The 21,294-nt window shown below is 39.5% G+C and carries 10 protein-coding genes; 6 read left to right on the forward strand and 4 right to left on the reverse strand.

Features of this window, described 5'->3' with window-relative positions; translation table 11 throughout:
• Nucleotides 1–256: 256 nt before the first annotated feature.
• Both GS399_RS09960 and GS399_RS09965 read right to left on the reverse strand, forming a co-directional pair.
• Nucleotides 257–889, reverse strand: coding sequence for a response regulator transcription factor (locus GS399_RS09960; protein ID WP_160844474.1), 633 nt, complete (start codon nucleotides 887–889; stop codon nucleotides 257–259).
• Nucleotides 879–3,878, reverse strand: a complete 3,000-nt coding sequence (locus tag GS399_RS09965) for a ligand-binding sensor domain-containing protein (protein WP_160844475.1) — start codon at nucleotides 3,876–3,878, stop codon at nucleotides 879–881. The genes GS399_RS09960 and GS399_RS09965 overlap by 11 nt, the downstream gene beginning before the upstream one ends.
• Nucleotides 3,879–4,853: 975 nt before the next feature.
• Between GS399_RS09965 and GS399_RS09970 the strand changes: the two genes are divergently transcribed.
• From GS399_RS09970 to GS399_RS09980, 3 genes are all read left to right on the forward strand, one after another.
• On the forward strand, nucleotides 4,854–5,216 hold the full coding sequence (locus tag GS399_RS09970; protein WP_160844476.1) for a helix-turn-helix domain-containing protein: 363 nt from the start codon (nucleotides 4,854–4,856) through the stop codon (nucleotides 5,214–5,216).
• 192 nt (nucleotides 5,217–5,408) lie between these two features.
• Complete coding sequence (locus tag GS399_RS09975) at nucleotides 5,409–7,766, forward strand: TonB-dependent receptor (protein ID WP_160844477.1); 2,358 nt, start codon at nucleotides 5,409–5,411, stop codon at nucleotides 7,764–7,766.
• A gap of 119 nt (nucleotides 7,767–7,885) precedes the next feature.
• Nucleotides 7,886–8,323: a hypothetical protein gene (locus GS399_RS09980; RefSeq protein ID WP_160844478.1), complete on the forward strand. Its 438-nt coding sequence runs from the start codon at nucleotides 7,886–7,888 to the stop codon at nucleotides 8,321–8,323.
• 121 nt (nucleotides 8,324–8,444) lie between these two features.
• On the opposite strand, the gene GS399_RS09985 is transcribed toward GS399_RS09980, so the two are convergent.
• Nucleotides 8,445–8,810, reverse strand: a complete 366-nt coding sequence (locus GS399_RS09985) for a hypothetical protein (RefSeq protein WP_160844479.1) — start codon at nucleotides 8,808–8,810, stop codon at nucleotides 8,445–8,447.
• 109 nt (nucleotides 8,811–8,919) lie between these two features.
• Nucleotides 8,920–9,444, reverse strand: coding sequence for a UpxY family transcription antiterminator (locus tag GS399_RS09990; protein WP_160844480.1), 525 nt, complete (start codon nucleotides 9,442–9,444; stop codon nucleotides 8,920–8,922).
• A gap of 601 nt (nucleotides 9,445–10,045) precedes the next feature.
• Between GS399_RS09990 and GS399_RS09995 the strand changes: the two genes are divergently transcribed.
• The 3 genes from GS399_RS09995 (at nucleotide 10,046) to GS399_RS10005 (ending at nucleotide 21,220) form a co-directional block, all read left to right on the forward strand.
• On the forward strand, nucleotides 10,046–14,323 hold the full coding sequence (locus GS399_RS09995) for an Ig-like domain-containing protein (protein WP_160844481.1): 4,278 nt from the start codon (nucleotides 10,046–10,048) through the stop codon (nucleotides 14,321–14,323).
• Nucleotides 14,324–14,369: 46 nt separating this feature from the next.
• Entirely contained in the window at nucleotides 14,370–17,180 is a 2,811-nt protein-coding gene (locus tag GS399_RS10000) for a PQQ-dependent sugar dehydrogenase (RefSeq protein ID WP_160844482.1), read from the forward strand.
• Between the two features lie 146 nt (nucleotides 17,181–17,326).
• The gene (locus GS399_RS10005; protein ID WP_160844483.1) at nucleotides 17,327–21,220 is read left to right on the forward strand and encodes a malectin domain-containing carbohydrate-binding protein; all 3,894 of its coding nucleotides are present in this window, start codon (nucleotides 17,327–17,329) and stop codon (nucleotides 21,218–21,220) included.
• Nucleotides 21,221–21,294 lie beyond the last annotated feature (74 nt).

The raw sequence follows: 21,294 nt of genomic DNA on the forward strand, positions 1-21,294 counted from the left end.
TGATTGAATGGAAATGACTTTCGTTTGCTCTCATAAACTTCCATATGAGAAGATTTCAGTGCGAGACATTGTAAACGAACGCTCGTCACTTTTTGCATTTGCAGCCCCGCCATTCGGTACAAGTCCTCACTCCAGCGCCTGGCCTTCGCTTCGTTCCGGGCTTTTCCCTACTGTCGGGTTTAATGCTGAAAGGTTTGATTTCGTCGGCTAGCGGATTTGCCGAAAAACCTTGCTTTCAAATAAATTAAGCCGATGATTAAATGAGCTTGTTTTTTCGTGCTGTCTTTAGAGCATCAGCACGGGAATTTACGTCTAGTTTCATGTAGATGTTTTTGATGTGGCTTCTGACGGTTTCCAGGTCGATAAAAAGTTCCCGGGCGATCTGGCTTCGATTTTTACCATTTCCTACCAGCTCGAGGACTTGTGTTTCCCGCTTTGACAAAGGCGAGTCCGGGTTCCGCTGAAACGATTTGATTACCATCCTGGCGATATTGATACTCATCGGCCCACCGCCTTCTTTCACTTCGCGGATTGATTCGACAATTTTAAAAGAGCTCGAATTTTTTGTCAGGTAACCGGAGGCACCGCTGGCAAGGGCATCAAAAATTAATTTTTCCGAGTCATACACGGTGAGAATAAGGACAAATGCATCCGGTACGATTTTTTTTAGTTTTGGCAGCGCCTCAATGCCGTTAGTGCCCGGAAGTTCAATATCCAGCAGGATAACTTCAGGCTCGTCTGCCGATATTTTTTTTGCGGCTTCATCAAACGACGCATATTTGTTAACGACATGAAAACCGGGTTCTTTTCCGATCAGAAAAGCGTAACCATTACGGATGATTTCGTCGTCTTCAATAATTACAACTCTGATCACATCCTCACTGCTCATATCCCAGGTTTAATTCTTTTGAAATCGATAATCTGATCGCCGTTCCTCTATCCTGTGTTGAATTTATATCTAATTCTGCCCCAATTCGCTTTGCCCGGACGGCAATATTATTTAAACCAGTTCCTTTGCCGGCGCTTGTCTGGCTAAATCCTTTACCATCATCTGACAACTCAATTTCTACGAATCTTTCAAATTGATTAACCTTTAACGACACATGATTTGCGCCGGAGTGCCGCAATGAATTATTTAACGATTCTTTAAATATCATGCTGATATTGCGACTGAATTCCATGCCAAGCTTAATGTCCGAAAGATTTTCTTGAATCCCATAAAAGTTGAATTCTATCGCAGTATCCTGAAAAAGCTCCAAACCAAATTCGCTGATATGGCTTAGTATCTCAAATAAATTATCGCTCTTGGGATCCAATGCCCATAAAATATCTTTTGTGCCGCGATACAGGGACGACGCGTTTTCTTTTATCTGGCTTATCAGATGGCGCTCTTCGGCATGCTCACCGTTGAGTTTAGTATTTAGAATATCTGTGAGGATAGAAATACGTGTTAACTTATTTCCGAAGTCGTCATGAAAGTCTTCCGCGGTTTGCCTTCGTGTTTTCAAACGCTCCTGCTGTTTCATCTCTTCGATAACCCGCAGCCGTTGGTTTTTGCGTTTGTGTAAATAAGTTTGAAAACCAATTCCAATCAGAACCAAGCTTAAAACAGCTAGAAGCCGGAATATAATAGTCTGATAAAAAGCCTGCCGGATACTGAATGGAAATTTTAGAATATTGTCTGAATAACTTCCCGATTTATTGAAGGCTCTGGCTTCAAAAACATAGTCGCCGGGCGGCAATGCCTGGTAATTTACACTGGAATTCGGTGTAGGCCTGGAAAAGGCATCGTCAATACCTGATAACCTGTATTGATATAAAACTTCCGATGGGTTGGTAAAATAAATTCCTTTAAAATTCAGGCTGAGCTGATTTTTGCGGTATTCAAGTTCCAGGTTTTTCGGCAATATATACCCATCTGTGCGGCTCAGGTATGGTTGCTGCTTTGCAATTGAGGAAGAAAATAGTTTGACTGACTGAAGAACAATATGGGGTCGTTCTTTTTTTTGGTTGTCTGGGTTTAGCTCAAAAGTTACGGCGCCTTTAGTGGTTCCGAACCACAGCTTGTCTCCATCTTGATAAACTGCATTTTGATTACACTCCACCACAAGTCTTTTCGATTTTTCGGCGCCCGAAATTGTGAATTTCCGGGATGATGGATTGATCTTTATCTTATTAATGCCGCGCCCCGTGCCAGCCCAAATAGTTCCGTTCTCATCGTTGGTTAAACTATAAATGGTATTCGAGTACAATCCTTGTTTTGCTGTCAGGTTTTTGAAAGAATGATCTTTTAAATTCCAGATCCAGATACCTTCATCTCCGGTGCCTAAAAAAACCTGGTCGTTCAATTTCAACATCGAATATATCTCCGCTTTCTCTGCGTGACGCCATTTTAATTCTTTAACCTCATGATTTTTACCAATGATTAAATACTTGCCTGCCGGCGAGATTGCCAAAACAGAATCGATTCCGATTTCGGCCAGGCTGGTTGCGGGAAAATTAAAGTTCTTGATATGAGAAAATTTTCCTTTTGCCATTATGTAACATCCTTTTGGAGTAGCAAACCAGATCGTTCCCTGTTTATCTTCAATGATCTGACGAATTACGTTAACTTTTGTTCCTGCCAAAAAAGGAATGCTTTTAAAAGCGCCGCCATCATATTTCCATAAACCGGCGCCTAATGTTCCGATCCAGATATTACCTGCCCGATCATTGAACAAATGCAGAATTCCGTATGAAACTGAGTCGGGAACCGGAATCTTTATCAGGCTTTTTTCGCCGTTTTTTATCTTTAACAAGTCCTTTCCATAAGAGTGTATCCAAAAATTACCACTTTTATCTTTCGCGAACCCCATCACAACTTCGTTAGACAAGCCCTGCCCTTTGTCTAAAATCATGGTTCTATCGCCATCGTATTTATAAATGCCCGCTCCTTCGGTTCCAAACCAAACATTATTTTCGGTGTCTTTGAAAATTTGGTTGACCATATTATCGGTAAAGCCGTTTCCGGAATTAAAGAATGTTATTTTTTGCGGTTCAATGTAATAAGCTCCGGAATTTGCACCTATCCATAGATTTGACTTTTCGTCCTGCATAATTGAAACCATGAAATTATTTCCAGTTCCGATAACATTAGTCTGATACGGCCTAAGTAGGTTATTTTCTGAAATATATAGTCTTCGTGGCGTCATTACCCACAACTTATCTTTAGCAGCACGATCAAAAAGCAAAGACGTAATCATTATCTTTTTTTCGGCAGCCGGCAGATCAAGTATCTTAATCCATTGATTGCGATTCAGTTCAAAAATTCCCTTATCATAAACTGCGGCAACCAGCTTTCCCTCGCCACTGATTGTTAAAGCGGTAACTAAGCCATTAGGAATGCCTCGTTGTTTAACAAAGCTAAGTTCGCTTCCTGAAAAGGTAAATATCTGATTATTGATTAAACCATAAATATTCCCATTATTTCCGTTAATTAATTTTGTTACCCACGAAGCCTGGGATTGATTGGAAACACGATAATTTTGAATTTTTAAACCATCGTACACTGAAAGGCCGTTTAAAGTGCCAATATAAATTTTGCCATTATCGCCAGTCGCAATAGCAGTAGCCCCGGACCCCGCAAGATTGTTTTCTGTTCGCGTTAAAGAAAAAAACTGGCTTCCGTCAAAGCGGGACACACCGCCCTGGGTAGCCATCCATAAATGATGACTAGGGCTTTGTGCAAAAGCTTTGACTTGCGACTGGATTAAGCCGTCTTCGATATCATAATGGGAGAAATTAAAACGCTGAGCTATTGAGACACTATGACAAAAGGCGAAGAAAAGAGCTGTAACAGCGAGTTTACGATATCTGCAAAATGGATTAAAGACGCCCATTAATCTAGATTTAAACAATCTTGTTCCCAAAATCCAGGAGAAATGACAAATTAATATTTTTACAGGTTGATTTCAAATCACCCTAACCGGGGGATAATATAAGTTACCGTTTATTCGACTAATGGAATGGTATGTTCGATTATCGATAATGTTAATTGATATCGATATAAATAAATATCGCGCAGCTGTTCAAACTAAATGGTTTCTAAAATACACTCGTTTTGTTACAATTCATGACCAAAACCGGTATTCATTTTGCATAACCGGCATTTCCAATTCAAAAGTTTATCGGCTGATCAAGAAAAAATGCGTTGTATCCTCAAAAACCCCAATGTTGTATAAACGGCGCCAGAAACACTTTACAACATTTCTCAAAAACTAAACAATAAATGTAGACTATATTTCTCTGTATTGCACATTTTGTAGAAAAAAATACACGATTTATTCATTGCATTTTTGATGATAATTATTAAATTTGAAGGGTTAACAACTTTTTATGTCACTTTTTTCAAGAAAATGGGATTTTAATAATTAATTTTTCAAACCTGAGAAACGTCCTTTTTAAATGGGAAAAGCGCTTTTTAAAATTTCACATTTTCGAATTAAATAGAATTATAAATATTTTAATAATTAGAAATGCTTTTTTCCTAATATTAGCCAGCTAAATTGTCCCTTTATTATTGAGGCACAGTTTATGAAAAGAAATCCTTGCAACGTTAGTTATACATTGCATCATTTGGCGAAAGCCATTCTCTTTAATGCCCGTTGAAGAGACTATCTATGACGACAAGATCGTATACTGGTATTACAGACAAGAACCCTGTAATTGTTCTTTATATCAACACTACAGTTTATAACTGTATCGAATTGAATCAACCAACTGCCTTGCTAATTATATTGTAATTATTCTCATGAACTCTTTTTAGAGTTTATTTGAACTTGGCTACCATCTACTTTAACATAAATTTTAAAACTATGGACAAACATTACGGACAAATTGTAGAGTATCGTGTAAGAAAAAACGGCTACAGCATTACCGATCTTGCCAGATGCATGAATGTAAATAGAAGATCTATTTACAACTGGTTTAATCAAAAGTATTTGAAATCAGATATAATTTTTCGTATCGGGTGTGTCATCCGGCATAATTTCTCCCAGGAATTTCCAGAATTGTTTATAGATGAGGATTTCAACATGATAAGCAATCCGGAATCGCAATCGTTCCGCGCCAGGTATTACTCATACAATGAGAACGAGAATTGGAAAGCTAAATACATTTCTTTGCTGGAGAAGTATAACGAAATGCTATCAAGAGAGTCTACATACCAGGCTGTGTAACATTTTTACAATTAACAGTTCTCAAAAATCAGATTCCTTGCGGCCAGATCACGCAACTTCGAATTAACGGGGCTCAATTAACATAATACCGTCTGTTGAATAGTACAATCAAAGATTAACATATTGTTAGCGCTTCAAAATTGCTATTGCTCTGTTAGCCCTTATACTTTTTGCAGTTACCAGCCATTTAACATGACTTTTAAAAAATTTATTTTTAACGCATTTTTACTTTTCTATTTTCTTCCCGCATCCACGCAAACACTATCCAGTATTAGTGGAAGTATTACTAACGGCGTAACTCCAGTTTCAGGAGTAAGCATACATTTATTGAACACGTCAATCCTTACAACTACTGATCAAAACGGTATTTTCACAATACACGATGTTCCTTACGGACGATATATTATTAGCTTTAATTCATCCGGCTATGCTGTTGCGCAGCAAGAAATTTTATTAAGCAAACCGTCCGAGACCATTCAAATTACATTAACAAGCAGCGCTAAGCAATTGGATGAAGTTGTAGTAACCGCTCAAAAACATGACGAGACTGCAAAGAAATTACCCTTGAGTTTGTCTACACTAACGAGCAAGCAGATTGAAGAATACAAATTGTGGAACGCCAGGGATTTAACTGCAATCGTTCCTAACTTATACTCTTCTAATCCTGGTGACAACAGGAATGTTACTTCATTAAGAGGTATTGCAACAACATCCTACGACCCTTCCGTTGCGACTTACATTGATGGGGTAAATCAATTTAGTCTTGACACATATATCGCACAATTGCAGGATATAGAACAAATCGAAGTCCTGCGCGGCCCGCAAGGAACGTTATATGGCAGAAATGCCATGGGTGGCGTAATTAATATCACCACGAAACAACCGACTAATCATACACAAGGATTTGCCGAGATTAATTTTGGCAACTTTGGCCTGCAGCGTTATAATATTGGCTTTCGCACCCCGCTTATACAGAACAAGTTATTCTTCGGAGTATCGGGGATGTATTCCTCATCTAATGGTTTTTACACAAACGAATTTAATAATACCAATTTTGACGACCAGCACACTTTTTTAGGTAATTATTTTTTGAAATACCAGGTTGATAATAAATGGGCTGTTATTCTTAATCTAAAAAATGCTACAAATAAAAATGGCGGAGCGTTTCCGTTAGCTGCCGACAAGGAATCTGCTTTTGAAAACCCTTTTACAGTTAATCAAAATGCGACCACCGACATGGTTGACAATCAGTTAAATTCCTCTTTATCAGTTAACTACAACGGATCTAATTTCAATTTTACATCTCAGAGCACTTATCAAACAGACTACCGTTATTATAAACAACCAATAGATGGTGACTTTTCGCCAATAGATGGCGTTTCAATCGTTAACAATTATGGCAAAGACTGGAATAAAGTAAAGGTAGGCACGCAAGAATTTAGATTCTCCTCTCCGGCAGCAATTTCGTCCCCGTTTAAATGGATTGCAGGAGTTTATGGATTTTACCAGGACAATCCGGTTAAACAGGGTACACATTTTGGCGAAGACGCAGAATTAGTTGGTGCTCCGTTCCCGAACTTTACCTCCATTAACATTAATCAGCAAAAAAAATATGGATTTGCGCTTTTCGGGCAGGGAACCTATTCTATTTCAACTAAGCTTGACTTTACTCTTGGCTTAAGATATGATTACGAGCACGATAAACAAGCAGTTGAAGGACAGTTCCAGCCAGACGGCGAAGACGTAATAATTACTCAGCCTGATACTTCTTCAAAAGCCCATTTCGACGCGTTTTCTCCGAAGCTTAGTTTGTTGTATAAGCTGGATCCCTCGAATAACATTTATGCTGTCTATAGCAAAGGTTTTCGTGCTGGCGGCATAAGTCAGCTTTCATCAGATCCGTCACAGCCGCCTCTATTTTCTTATAATCCGGAGTCAAGCAACAACTACGAACTTGGTTTTAAAAGCACATTGTTCAATAAACGTGCTGACTTTAATATCAGTCTATTTTATACAGCGGTCAATAATGCGCAAGTTCCAACACTGGTGCTGCCAGATGCAATTACGATTACCCGCAACGCCGGTAAACTTGAAAGCAAAGGGCTGGAATTTGAGGCACTACTCAAGCCCGTCAACGGTCTAGAAATAGATTATAGCTTTGGCTACACTGATGCTGAATATACTAAACTGGATGTTCCCTCGGATGGATCCGCGATTGATTTAAGCGGAAACAAGCAAATATTTACACCGGATATTACCTCACTATTAGCTGTTCAGTACGGTTATAAGTTCAAAAACAATATTCAGGCAGTTATTCGTGGCGAATGGAAATACCTGGGCAAACAATATTTTAATTTGGCGAATACCATCGAACAGAATCCTTACGATATTTTTAATGCACGTATAGGTATGTCTTACAACGACTATGGCATTTTCTTCTGGGGTTCCAATCTTTTTGATAAAACTTACATCGACTACGCTTATGATTTTGGCGCTGTGCACCTCGGCAATCCTAAAACTTACGGCCTAACATTTTCAAAGCGGTTTTAAGCAATGCTTCATGGGAAAATTGCGTGAAAAAGTTTTTACGTTTTTTCCCAAACTGATATACAAGCTCAGGAAAAATGCTTTGAGAAACCTGATGATTGGTATTTTTAAGTTATCTATTAATGAAAACACACAAAGCCAATCAGATTATGGAAGAACTAAGATTAAAAAGAAAATCAACGTCAAAAAAAGCCTTTATAAAGGTTTCATCAGTCATTTTATTGATTTCGATGATTGCAACACTTGGATGTAAAAAAGGAAAAAAGGAGGATGAAGACATCTATTACGGCTACGGAAAATTAACGGTGGAATGTGAGAAAAAATGTCATGTAGAATATGGAGAAGGCGACAAAACAAATAATTATGATGTTGAAGCGACTAAGGCTACCTACTATTTTAGATACCATTTAAATTACAATCTGAACATTAGTATAACACCTTCAGATACAACTCAAACAATGACGCTGAACGTTTTCAATAGGGAAACGAAACAAATTTTTAACAATACTACAAGGAAAAAGAAAGACGAGACCTGGAATTCAACTATCCTTGTACCCTAATAAGCAACGGGGGAGTTAACTAAAATTTATCAGTGTACTGAGAAACTGCTTTTACATATTATTGGAAGATAAAAAGAATGCCGATTAAATTATTAATCGGCATTCTTTTTTGATGTTTGATTTACAAGTCTTGACCAATTCTGGCAGAAAGCAAAGAGTTATATTTCTCTAAAAGTGCTATGTATTTGTCTTTCCATGTAATTTGATTTGAAGATTCATAGACAGATTGATCATTATTATTACTCGGCGCATTCGGCTTAGGAGTAACAGTAAAGTCTTCTTTTGTAAAAAGCTCAGGAAATTCCGCGGAAAAATCATGATGGATTATGCAGCCAATGCGGTAAATAATTTCCGGCTTAAGATATTTTTGATTAAACCAATTATATACAGACCTCCGGTTTATGTATGTTAAACGAGCAAGTTCACTAATACAATAACCTTTTTTCCGTATAACTAACTCAACTATTTGGCCATAGTGTTTGTCCATAACATTGAAATTTAAGTTAACAGCAATTAGTATTGACACTAATTAGCTATGATTTACGGTTGCCATTCTCTGATTAACCTTCGTAATAAAGGCTAATTGAATATAGCTGTTAAAAAACGCGTTGTTGTTCGGCTGGATAAAGTTTACGAGGGTTAATTTTTACCGTTAAAGCGCAATTGATATTTTCTATTACCATAACAACAGACTTGCCCTGGACCTGGTAAACCTCACCCTTATAATCTAAAAAAGGTCCGTTGGCAACCTTGACACTGTCTCCGACATTAATACTGCTTAACGATACAGTTTCAACGTCGGAGTATTCTTTAACAATGCTTCGTATACGTTCTATTTCTGTATCATTAATTGTAGCGGGTTTGCCGCAATGAGATATAAAGTTAACCACACCAGAGGTCTGCATTACTTTCGAGTGTTCGAAAGGATTTAGCTTTACAAAAAGATATGAGTTAAATAAAGGTATCTCTACCACCTTATTCCTATCTACCCATTGCCTGTTTGATTTAACCAATGGGCAAAAAGAATTTATATTCTGATCCTTAAGAAGCTTGTCAACCTTTTTTTCCCACCGCGCTCGTGTATAAAGGACCATCCAATTTTTATTCAAAGTTTCTTTCATGATAAATGTTTATGTAGAATTTAATTAATCTGATAGCAAAGCGATGTTATATCAAAATTTAATTCGTCATTCTAAAAATAAATCAAAAGCGTAAATGAATTTGCTACCTGAGAAGGGTTGTATAGTAATATGTGAAAAACCGCGAAAAAGAAATTACAGCTTTTATTTTTATATCGAGAACGCTTATTACAATCGCATCGTGATCCTGATTATATTTAATAAAAGACAACAAATAAGTGGTTTTTTTACTAAATTCTCAGGTTTACACATTTAACTTCACAAGTTTTTTAATTAACTGCTTATTTGATTGATAAATAGTAATATTGTGTTAATAACGATTAGCTCTCTGTCCTTTCCGTCGAGTCTCTCACTATGTAAGTGAGATAGCGCTAGTTTTACACTTCAAGCTCGGTTATCCACTTTTTTAGTACTTGTGATGATGATTAAGTGCTTCTTATTTCAACTATTTTTTATCTGTTGTTTTTGTTGCAATGCCAACGCTTATACAGAAAGCAGCTGTAGTAATTATACCAGGAGTGACTCATGTATTCCAATAAGCCCACTACCTTGTGCCTTAATTAAAAAAAGCATTCCGTTTAGTTTGAGTTATAATACATCTGTAACAAACTCAGTAAATGACAAGAACGGAGTCGGAACCGGGTTTACAACTATAAATAGTTCGTCCGCGAGCCGTATGCCTGTCGACGGATCACCTTCGATTCCTTCATTACCCGGCTATGAACCATCAAGAATAACAATAGCGGGAGGACGTCTGCAAATTTTGGCAGCGAAAGGCATTGACTATCTGCAAAACAATAATCAAATCAATACACTTGGCGTTCAAATAAACGCCGCAGGCAAATTACAGCTGGAAGTAGATATAATTAATCCTTACAATGGTACTCAATCTCAGCAAGCTGGATTGTGGTACGGATTAAGCGATAAGACATTTATAAAACTTGATATATACGGCAATAAAGTAGAATTACGTAAAGAGTTCAATGACGTTTCGAGCGTTGTCGCTACAAACAACCCTGATCAACGGGTGACACAAGCCATCACCGGCTTAAATACCAAGACTGTCAGGCTGCGAATGGTTATAGATTCTGTAGCTCAAACCGCGGAGGGTTTTTACTCTACAGATGGTGGAGTATCTTATAAAAGTAGTGGCGCCAGCGGTTATAGCTCTTCCAAAATAAACATAGCATCCATGGGACTAACTTCAGGTTTAGTTTATGCCGGAATTTATTCTTCTTATCGTAGTGGAACGTCTGCTGTCAGTTACACTTTCGACAACTTCAGTATTGTCAATACACTTCAAAAGTCGTTATCTTTTTCACGTAATGTTTTAAATTTTACAGTATTAAAAGGAACTACCGTTATACCGCAGGCAGTCAAGCTAACAAGCAGTCCCTCAACATCAACGTATGTACTTACTAAATCGGAAGCCAGCTGGCTTGAGTTACCACAAATCGCCGCTGACAGCCTTAGATTTAATTCTCTTAATGTTAATTCAGACATAGCCGTCGGCACCTATCAGGCTTTGATAACATGCACCGCGAATGGCTATCCACCGGCAACGTTACTAATTAACTTAAATGTTATAGAAAAAAAAGAGGGTACGAATTTTAAAGTAAATTTTCAGGATGCTCAAACCGTTCCGCCGTTTGGCTACTATAGAGATTATGGACAATCGTTTGGCTCTAGAAATGGACTATATCAGGGTTCGAATCAGCAATATGGTTGGAAAAAAAGATCAGATGGAAGCTTGATAAATATTACCGGAAATGGCAGAAATCGTAACACACCAGAAGATCTTCTATTAGCCACTCTTATACATATGCAGGCCAATAATATTGCAGGATCTTTCACCGGCAGCAAAATAGAAAGTTATTGGGAAGCCAAAGTAATGAACGGTACGTATGATGTAAGCGTTTCGGTCGGCGACGGCACAGTTAATACGGCACCAGAAAGTCATACCATTAATGTGGAAGGACAAAACGTTATTTCGGCCTTTGTTCCAAGCGGAAAACAAGGCACAATAAGTCGCTTTAAGTCTGCAACGATACGAATAAACGTCACAGATGAATTGTTGACAATCAACGCTGACGGTGGGAAAAACACAAAAATTAACTACGCAGAAATCCAGCCTGTATCACTAGCTCCATATCTTTATTGGTCATCTGCCAATCAAAATATTTTAATAAAAAAGGGTACTACCGAAAGCAAATCTTTTACACTGACTTTGGGCAACTCTACCAATGCTACAAAAACATATTCTATAGCCGCTACATATGGTGCTGGCGCTACCGGTTGGCTAAGCTTTAGTGCTTCACAAACCGGTGTTCAGCCAACGATCACTTTCAATTATTCAACAGCAAAAAACTTAGCCGTCGGAACATACTACGCAACGTTAAAAGCGACATCCAGTCAATATACAAGTGCAGAGGCAACAATTCAGTTGAGTGTTATCGATAGCTTAAAACCCTATGTAATTTCTTCTTCTCCCCCAAATGGCGCAATGAAAGTGGATGTAAACACTGTTAGCATTGCAGCAAATAATCTTCACGTGCCTGTGGTAGCTGGTTTTCAAGGCGGGGTGGATAACAGTACGATTACCAATACAACAGTAAAACTTTTCAAATTAGTTGATACAACGGCTACACCAGTGACAGGAACAGTGCAGGGTACCGGAGGTGGCGACGCTGTTAGCTTTTCTCCCTCAACAAGCTTGCTGCCAAGTACAAAATACAAATTTGTGGTAACATCGGGTGTGAAATCCTATTCAGGTCTAGAATTTTCGCCCTACGAGGCAACTTTTATAACAGATGTAGCGAAAATTGACTCAAGTGCCTTTTTATATGCGCAGTTCACCAAAATACCCATTCCTGGCACACAAAATATCAAATATACTTCATTAGCTATCGGGCCGGACAGCATGTTCTATGCTTTGCGCCTGGACGGAGCTATTGAAAGATACACAATCAATCATAGCGATGGATCATTATCAAATAAAACAACCATAAATACTTTAATCGACAAATATGGCGAGCGATCTGCGATCGGCTTAACTTTCGACCCGGCATCAACAGCCTTAGCTCCAATCGCCTGGGTTTCACATTGTTCGGCCGGGTTAACAACCGCACCCGCTTTTGATGGAAATATTTCGAAGTTAGATGGGCCTGATTTATCAAATGAGCAATTGATGATAACAAAACTGCCCAGATCTACCAGAGATCACATGGTAAACGGCTTAGCATTCGGACCAGACAGCGCTTTGTACATCTGCCAGGGTAGTAATAGCTCGGCCGGATCATTCGACAACGACTGGCAACGTAATGAATCTCTCCTGTCGGGCTGTGTACTGCGTTTAAATATTCAAAAACTAAGCACATTTACTTTACCGTTAAATGTTCAAACAACCTCAAATCAAAATCTAATAAACGCAGCTCCTGATTCAACAACGGTAATGAGCGATGGAACCTATAATCCATACGCAAACGGCTCGCCGTTGACCATTTTCGCTTCGGGTGTACGTAATGCTTTCGACCTTGTTTGGCATTCCAATGGTCAGTTGTATTTACCTACCAACGGATCCGGAGGAGGTGGTAATTCACCAGGTTCCATAACTGGCACAAGAAGACCAGATGGTTCTTTTTATAATGGGCCAGCTATTCCTGCAACAACGGGAGTAAAAGTTCAGGACGACTGGCTTTTCAGGGTGAATCCAGCTATGCCGATCGGTTATTTTGGCCATCCGAATCCGCTAAGGGGTGAATATGTGATAAATCGTGGTTACATCGATAATCCGCTTTACTCTCCGGCAATTTCAGCTGATGTAAATTACCGACCGTCATATGATTTTGGTTTGAACCATTCTCCGGACGGAGCTATAGAATATAAAAGCGGAGCGTTTAACAATGCCTTGAAAAACAAGCTGTTAGTTTGCCGTTTCAGCGGCGGAAGCGATATCGTCGTAATGGAGCCAGGTTCATTGGTAAAAACAACTTATTCCGGCAATGACGACCATATTTATGACATTGTAAAAGTTACAACAGGATCTTCGAACAGTGGCTTGGTTGGCATGTCCAGCTTTGCAAATCCGCTTGATCTCGTCGAAGACGTTGTAACCGGAAATCTCTATGTAAGTGAATTTAACTGGAATGACAACTCCAATCTAACCGCCCAAATCACTTTATTAAAGGTCCAGTCACAGCCAACTCCTCCTCCAACTTTATTCGCCTTAAGTGCTGCTCCGGAGCTTTCGGAAAATACGTACACAAATCAAAAATATATCGTCACACTAAGTAATAAAGGTGACAAAGCGCTTAGAGTAAAGGATATCAAATTATCCGGTGATGATGCCTCTCAATTTAAAATTCTGAACATTCCACTACCGTCGAATTCAGAACCACTTTTACTTTCAAAAAACAGCTCTCTTACATTTAAAGTATCGTTACCGCCGTCTGCTCTAAAAGCTTTGTCGGCTAAACTAAAAGTTACCAGCGTTGACGATACTGTTAAAGAGGTCCAGATAGATAAGATACCAGACTTAGATTCAATTCAAACTATTAATAAAGCGATTACTAATGCCAATAATTTCAAGATGGAGGAGCGCAGTTTAACAATTTACCCAAATCCCAATTACGGGAGCCCTGTTAACGTGAGATTAAGGAACTTTAACAAGCAGGAACCTGTAACAATCTATCTGTATGATATGATGGGCTACGTATTGAAATCGATCAAGGCTGTTACTGACCTCAATGGGGAATTTCATACACAAATTTCAGTCGAGAATATGCATAAAAGCAATTTTTACATTGTAAGAGCATTATTTTCAACAGGTTCAAGATTTGCTAAGCTTATCATGACCAAATAATCTATATCTGTAACTAGTACAGATCTTATTTAAATTACCTTGAATAATGAGTGCCCCAATATTCATACACAAGCGCTTTGTTTTTTTAGCTTTTTTATTGGCTGTATTTGTTTTATTATTTCTTAAGACGTATAGTTCCTTTATTAACGCATCCGCCAGTAAAAAAGAGCTGGATAATCCGGACATTTTTAATCTAGTTGAAGTTCCTGTAATTGAACCAATAAAAATAAACTTTCAGGATGAGAACACGGTTCCTCCTCCTGGCTGGCTAAAGGATTCCGGTGAACCTTTTGGAAAACGCGCAGGAATTTATGAAGGTTCTCAATTAGAATATGGCTGGCGAAAAAGAAGCAATAACGCACCTCTCGATTTAAGTGGCAATGGAAGAGCTCGAATTGAGCCTGAAGATGTTTTGCTGTCAACTTTTATTCATATGCAGGCCGATAACATCAATACTTTAAGATATGGCGCTTTTGACGGCAAAAAAACGGAAGGTTATTGGGAATTGAAAGTGCTTAATGGCGTTTATAAAGTTTCGGTGGCTGTAGGTGACGGGATGGTAGGAAAAGCGGCGGAAAACGACTGTATCAACATTGAAGGTGTAAAAGCGATTTCAAACTTTGTTCCGATCGGAAAATTAAGGAGTCCCGGCAGATTTAAAGAAACAACTGTAACGGTTTCTGTAAGTGACGGATATCTAACAATAGACGCCGATGGGGGAACAAACACTAAACTTTGTTATGCCGATATTACTCCAATTTCCGTCGCTCCGTTTGTTTATCTTAAACCAGGTACGCAAAACCTGTTAATCGAAAATGGCACGAAAGAGCAAAAGAAATTTGTTGTTGGATTGCATAACAATCTGAACTCCGATTTGCAGTACCACCTGTCGGCAACCTATAGTGGACAAACTACTAACTGGTTAAATTTTTCTGCTGAAAATACCGCTAATGATTCGATCATAATCTTTGATTATTCAAAAGCAAGCGTGCTTTCGCCTGGAATCTATTATGCAAAAATCAAAGTTTCCGCAGATGGTTATTCAAGTACATCTATGGATATTCAGCTAAGGGTTGTTGATCACAACCGGCCTTACGTGATTGCCTCTGTACCAGTAAATGGTGCCCGTATGTTAAAATCAGTTACGATTGCGGCTAATGATTTATCTGTACCTGAAGTAAAAGGATACAAGGGAGGAACGGATAACTCAACGATTAATAACAATACAGTCAAATTATATAAGATACATCACAACGGATTAATCAACGTTCAGGGGGTTGTACAAGGAACTGGTGGTGGAGATGCCATCAGTTTTTCTCCTTCCCGTCCCCTGGACCCCAACAGCAGTTATAAATTTGTGATTACCGATGGAGTCAAATCATATAGCGGCGCTTCATTCGTGCCATTTGAAACTTCGTTTTCTACTGAGGCTACCCCAGTTGATTCCACTAATCTTTTAACTGCCGAGTTTACCAAAATATCCATTCCAGGAACGCAAAATAAAAAATACACGTCGCTCACATTTGGCCCGGATGGTAAATTCTACGCATTAAAGATTGATGGAACAATTGAACGTTTCGACGTAGATCATACCGATGGTATGTTAAACAATATGGCTTCAATTAATACGCTGGTAAAAAAATATGGCGAGCTAACCGCAATAGGATTAACTTTTGATGTCCGTTCGACAGCCAAAAATCTAATTGCTTATGTGTCTTACTCTTCTTCGGGATTGAACGAAGCGCCCGCTTTTGATGGCCGTATTTCCAGGCTTAGCGGAACCAATCTCCAAAACGAACAAAAACTCATTATGAATTTACCAAGATCAACACGTGATCACATGGTAAATAGTATGGCATTCGGACCAGACAGTGCTTTGTATGTTTCTGTTGGAAGTAATAGCTCAGCGGGCAGATATGACAAGGGCTGGCAGCGGGATGAAACACTTTTGGCGGGATCAATCTTAAGGCTTGACCTAAAAAAGCTTGCTCAGGTAAAACTGCCACTAGACGTGAGAACTACTGCTAATCAGAATTTAATCAACAAAGCTCCAAAGGAATCAATAACACTTAAAGACGGCACTTATAATCCCTATAGCGTTAATTCGCCGCTAACAATATATGCGTCAGGAATAAGAAATGGCTACGACCTTATATGGCATAGTAACGGGCAATTATATATTCCGGCAAACGGTTCTGGCGGCGGCGGTAATTCACCCGAATCGGTTAAAGGAACCCGACGACCTAATGGCAAGTTCTATGATGGACCAGATATCGAAGCAACGAGCGATGTTCCGGTGCAGCATGACTGGCTATTTCGTGTAAATCCTAATCGCCCGGTCGGTTATTTTGGCCACCCTAATCCACTTCGCGGAGAATATGTAATAAACAGAGGTTATGCTGACAACCCGGTTTATGACCCTCGGGTAAAACCAGATGTTAACTATCGAGGAGCCGCCTTTGATTTTGGCTTCAACAAGTCGCCTAATGGCGTAATCGAATACAAGAGCAATACATTTGATGGCGATCTAAAAGGTAAGTTGCTGGTGTGCAGGTTCAGCGGCGGAGGTGATATTATGGTAATGGAGCCTGGTTCAATGAAAAAGCTAAAATTAGCAAATAACAACAATGACCATATTTATGATATTGTCAGTGCAACATCTGGTGCAAGTAATTATGGATTAATTGGAATGGCGGGTTTTGCTAATCCATTGGATATTACCGAAGATGTCACCAACGGAAACCTGTATGTAAGTGAGTTCAATTGGAATGACAACGCTAATCTTATCTCCCAAATAACATTATTAAAAGCTAAGCAAAACCCTGTAAACAAGGCAATTGCTAAAACAAATCACTAAGGAAACCAGTTTTAAGTAATAACTTCAAGAGCTAAAACAATTGCATGCAATTTATTTGCATGTTTTTGTCGTTGCATTCTTTCCGAACACGCCATCTGTTTTTGTATACCAATTATACATCGTTAACGCATTTTAATTTTCACGCTATGATAAAATTAAATTACCTGAAAGTATTTTCTTTGACTGCAGTCTATAAATCCACCACGGCTTTAATTGTTGTGGCTCTTCTTCACGGGAATTTATACAGTGCAGCTCGGCTTCGCACCGATAAGAATCTGTATTTCACCAATACTGGACGTGTCGCGCCACCAGACACCTGCGCGCCGGTAAGCACACTTTCCTGTAGCGTGATAAAAGTAAATTCGCCATACGTCCTGACTTTTGATTCGGCGACGACGGGAACGATACTTGACAAAAACGGACTTGGCACCGGCTTTACGACTGTGAATACCTATTCAGGTACCCGGCTAGCCGTCGATGGATCGTCATCAAATCCTGCAGTTCCCGGATATGAGCCATCCCGCATCACACTTACAGGCGGCAGGCTACAGTTACTGGCTGCAAAAGGAATCGACTATCAAGCCAATAACAATCAGTTAAATTCACTTGGGGTTCAGATTTCCGCAGCAGGAAAAGTGCAAATAGAGGTCGATATCATAAATCCATACAATGGAACACAATCTCAGCAGGCAGGAATATGGTATGGATTAAGCGATAAAACATACATTAAACTTGGCGTTACCGGGAATAAAGTTGAATTACGAAAAGAATTAAATGACGCGTCAAGTACGGTTGCCAATGCAAACCCCGATCAGCGGGTTACCGCAGCAATAAGCGGTCTTAATACGCAAACTGTTAGACTTCGTCTTGTTATTGATTCGGTAGCTCAAACAGCCGAAGGCTTCTATTCTACCAATGGGGGATCAACATATATAAGTACAGGTGCCAGCGGTTATTCTACTTCAAGTGTAAATATCTCGGCAATGAATGTTACATCCGGCAATGTATATGCGGCGATTTTCGCAACATACCGTAATGCAACATCTGCTGTAACTTATACTTTCGATAATTTCAGCGTTACGTCAGAAAGTATTCCATCTTCGTTTCAAACAGTAAACATTAATTTTCAACCAGCTAGTGTCACTCCTCCGGCAGGATATAAAGCAGACACTGGGCTACCTTTTGACGCGACCCGCAAATATGGCTGGATAAGCCCGACAACAGGCCAGCCTGTGAGCCTGGAAGCAAACATGCGACTACGCAGCGGAACCGGAGACATTAAGCAATTGACCGTCGTGCAAATGCAGGCCAATACTAGCGGACAAGTACCTGGCACATGGGAATATAGTGTCCCAAACGGAACTTATCGGGTAAAGGTTAGCGCTGGTGATAACGGCTATTATGACAGCGACCATCAAATTAATATTGAAGGGCTGCCGGTAATTACAGATTTTATCCCAACATCTTCAAATAAATTCCTCGAAGCGACCGCAACTGTTCAGGTTAATGACGGCAAGTTAACAGTTGATTCAAAAGGCGGTGTTAACACCAAGATGAATTATGTTTCTATCGGAGAGGCAACGACAATTGCAGATAATACTCCTCCGACTGCAAGTGCAAGATTTGTAGGAACTGCTAGTTCTCCTAACGTTTACAGCAACGAAGTACAAATTATTGTTACATCCCGTGATGCCGGAGGATCTGGCATTGCATCCCTGCAATATTCTATAAATAATGGTACGTACGTAAATTATACGGTTCCATTCACTTTGGCGACAGCCGGCAATTATACGATGTCAATTAAAGCGGTGGATGGTAACGGCAACCAAACTATCACGTCTGCTTACAATTTTAGTATCGTTCAAGCCGCATCGGGGGCGTATATGGTGTTAAAAAACATGGACAATTTTCCGGCAGACGACCAACTTGTTTTTTCCAGGATACAAGTTCCATGGCGTCGGACGAGTCCCGATACAACAGCTTTCAATTCCAATCATGACAAAGTGAGGTTAAGGATAAACAATAAAGGAACGGGAAAATTGACGATAACAAGTCTTGCGCTGTCAAATCCCACCGCATGGAAAATCGTTTCAATAGGTACTGACACGCTAGCAACATTGCCAATCTCAATCAGCACAAACACCTATAAAGACGTTACCATACAATTTATCGCACAAAATGCTGCAACTCGCCTTCGGATATTAACTGACACCCTTTACATTTCAAGTAATGATGATTTGGTTCCATTTAAAAAAATAGGACTTCGTGGAATCTGGCAGGCCGCAGGAGAAGGCGTTGCCGAACCGTATGCTCAGCAAATTATAACTGCCTTTGGATTTAAAACCAATACTGGCTACGGACACGATGATGGTAATATTGATGGAAGTACAATAGTGCCGAACTCCAACGAAATTACAGCCTCATTTTTTGTCAGGGCAGACGCCTCCAAACCGGTTACTATATACCAGATGGCTGCTTATCATGGATGCTGTGCATCTATTGAAACAATAAGTTATTATTCGAAAGGAACGACTACCACAAAGTCTGTATTTACTCATAACCCTTTAGATGGACAGTCTGTCATTCCCCGATTGCAGAGCTCAAGTACGAGCCCCGCGCAGGGTTCATTTGTTCCGACCGGAACTTTCGGCTTAAAAGTAGGGTCAGCATGGTCTGACAGGACCAAAAACTACAATGGACTGATCGGTATACGTTTTTGGAAAGTGCTTGACGCCAATGGTAACATTGTACCCAACGCCTATATTATTGGTGGCGATTATTTGGGCACAACTTTTACCAATTACGATTACCAGGACAATGTATATTATGTTGACAATATTCGTCCTGATTCGGGTAGTGTGAATTATTCACCGTTGGCTAGTACGACAGGATCATCAGTAAATTTTGATACAGCGACGACAGGAAGTACAACAACGGTTTCGGTTACATTAAAAAATATGGGCATCAGCTATCCGGACGGCAGTAGCGATCCGTCTATTAAACTAACCGGAGTAAAAATTGTAGGTCCTAATGCCGGTGAGTTCTCCGTGGGAACACTCAGCACTACTAACCTCGCTATACAGGCAACTACTTCCCTCGCCGTCAGATTTGTACCAAACACCGCTGGCATTAAAAACGCAGCTTTACTGGTAAGCTATAATAGTTCGGCGTTACCTTTACGAATTCCGTTATACGGCATTAGTAACAGCAGCACGAAAACTGTCAGCATTTTAAAGCGTATCAAGAGCGGTTCTAACGCCGCTGTAACCATTGGAGGAAATACTTATGAGGCAGACAACAGCTACAGGCAAGGTTCAATCAAACTTGATAACCAGGTAACACCAAGTGACGTTGCTGGAACTGACGATGACATTTTATACCAAACTTATCTCTCTGCAAATGCGGATTTAGCAGAAACGAGATATGCGATCCCTTTAGCCAATGGAAATTATGCTGTTCGTCTACACTTTGTCGAGAACTATTGGACAACTGTTGGCTCCCGCGTTTTTAATACAACCATCGAAGACAAGCTTGTGCTGCCTAATTTTGACATTTTTAACGAAATTGGCTATAGAGTCGCATTAGTCAAGGATTTTAATGTAACTATCTCAGATGGCACGCTAAACATTAAATTCAATCCGACAGCCAACAGAGTAGCAATTTCCGGCATAGAAATATTCCAGATTACCGATGTAACTCAGCCTGTTATGCTTGCATCACTTAAAGGTGAAACAGCACTTACTAAAGTCACAGAAGTTAAGGCCCCGACACCGTCTTTAAGAAAAATAACCCTTTACCCAAATCCAATATCGGGGAATAGTTTTTACGTAAACGCAAGCAATTTTGCAAGTCGTGATAAAGTTCAGTTAGTTATATCAGATATATCAGGTAGAGTATTGCAAACGCAGACGTTTATTACTGACGAATCTGGATCTGCAAACGTGTATTTGACAATGAAAACAACACCTGAGAAGGGCGTATATATTGTTCAGGCTAGGTCGCAAACTAGCAATGTAAATTCTCGTTTGTTAGTTCAGTAAACTTGTTTTCACCAAATTTCACAGCATCTTCTCAGTATTATACATAAAGATACCAACACACTTAAGCTCAAGCA

The organism is Hufsiella arboris (assembly GCF_009834875.1).
In the GTDB taxonomy this organism is placed as follows: domain Bacteria; phylum Bacteroidota; class Bacteroidia; order Sphingobacteriales; family Sphingobacteriaceae; genus Hufsiella_A; species Hufsiella_A arboris.

Bases quoted from the DNA above. Each gene is read 5' to 3' on its own strand.
- GS399_RS09970 (WP_160844476.1), top strand. From the start codon at position 4,854: ATGGACAAACATTACGGACAAATTGTAGAGTATCGTGTAAGAAAAAAC.
- GS399_RS09985 (WP_160844479.1), bottom strand. From the start codon at position 8,810: ATGGACAAACACTATGGCCAAATAGTTGAGTTAGTTATACGGAAAAAA.
- GS399_RS09975 (WP_160844477.1), top strand. From the start codon at position 5,409: ATGACTTTTAAAAAATTTATTTTTAACGCATTTTTACTTTTCTATTTT.
- GS399_RS10005 (WP_160844483.1), top strand. From the start codon at position 17,327: ATGATAAAATTAAATTACCTGAAAGTATTTTCTTTGACTGCAGTCTAT.
- GS399_RS09980 (WP_160844478.1), top strand. From the start codon at position 7,886: ATGAAAACACACAAAGCCAATCAGATTATGGAAGAACTAAGATTAAAA.
- GS399_RS09990 (WP_160844480.1), bottom strand. From the start codon at position 9,444: ATGAAAGAAACTTTGAATAAAAATTGGATGGTCCTTTATACACGAGCG.
- GS399_RS09965 (WP_160844475.1), bottom strand. From the start codon at position 3,878: ATGGGCGTCTTTAATCCATTTTGCAGATATCGTAAACTCGCTGTTACA.
- GS399_RS09960 (WP_160844474.1), bottom strand. From the start codon at position 889: ATGAGCAGTGAGGATGTGATCAGAGTTGTAATTATTGAAGACGACGAA.
- GS399_RS10000 (WP_160844482.1), top strand. From the start codon at position 14,370: ATGAGTGCCCCAATATTCATACACAAGCGCTTTGTTTTTTTAGCTTTT.